Here is a 1175-nt window from a genome sequence, read left to right as displayed (position 1 = left end):
GCGGATGCGGCAACTCGACGCCCTGCGGGTGCGTCTGGTCCACGAGATCGACGAACGGTGTGTCGCCCAGACCGTCGGCGCGTCGTCGACACAGGGTTGGCTGTCCGGCACCTGCAAGCTCACCCCCGGGCAGGCGAAGAAGATCATCACCGCCGGACGCAGCCTCGGGAACAGGCCCGACCTCGCCGACGCCTTCACAGCCGGCACCGTCGATGTCGATCAGGTGCGGGCCATCACCAACCTGCTCGATCAGATCCCCGACCTGATCTCCGACATCGACCCCGTCGTCGTGGACGGCGAAGCACTCGACCCGGTCGCCGAATGCACCCAACAGTGCACCGACTACCTCGTCGCCGCCGCCGAACACGAACACTCCGCCGACACCGCCAACCGCGCCACCGCCCTCAAGACCATGCTCGAAAGGGACAACGACGGGCCACCCTCCGACGAAACGACGGGCCACCCTCCGACGACGAGAACGAGGCACTCAACGAGTTCTTCGCCTCCCCCACCGCCGGCGGCAGGGTCCGAGTCAAAGGGCACTTCGACAAGACCACCGGCGAACAACTCCTCACTGCCCTGTCCGCGCTGTCCAAGCCGCAACCCGGACGCAACAACACCCACGGCGAACCCGACCAGGACCCCAGGACCGCACCACAACGCCGCGCCGACGCGTTCGCCGACATCGTCCGCCACTATCTCGACTCGGGTGACGCACCCGGAGAGGGCGGCGAGAAACCACACATGACCGTGTTCGTCGGACTCAACGACCTCGCCAACGCCACTCACACCACCACGGACGCGGGAACCCCGACCACCAACGCAGTCACCGTCACCGTCGCATGTACCGACACCGATACCGACACGAGCACCCGCACGGGTATTGGTACCCGCGGCACGAGCAATGCTCGATCGACCGTCTGCGATCGCAGCGAGAACCGGTGCGGTCCAGGAGATTGCAACGGAACTTGCGGATCCGACGGCTGCCCTCTCGCGCAGGCCGTCGCGAACGCCACCAACCCGGGACGCTCTTTCATCCGGCGGGGGCCTGCTTGGATGCCGTGGCTCGGACCGGTCAGTCTCCGTCAGGCGGTGATGCTGTCCTGCGATGCGGCCGTTACCCCAATCGTCATGGACGACAACGGCAACCCCCTCGACGTCGGGCTCACCACCCG

At 66.9% G+C, this 1175-nt stretch carries 1 protein-coding gene and 1 pseudogene; both read left to right on the top strand.

The genetic code is table 11. From position 1 onward, the window contains the following. Positions 1 to 4 precede the first annotated feature (4 nt). A pseudogene (locus ACWDU4_RS28255) lies at positions 5 to 202 on the top strand (HNH endonuclease signature motif containing protein); the annotation flags it as partial. Between the two features lie 119 nt (positions 203 to 321). Continuing rightward, positions 322 to 1175: DUF222 domain-containing protein (locus ACWDU4_RS28250; RefSeq protein ID WP_450117270.1), on the top strand; the 854-nt coding region annotated here is incomplete at its 3' end.

This window comes from Rhodococcus sp. NPDC003348, from assembly GCF_053589375.1.
This window is presented reverse-complemented; position numbering and strand designations above follow the sequence as displayed.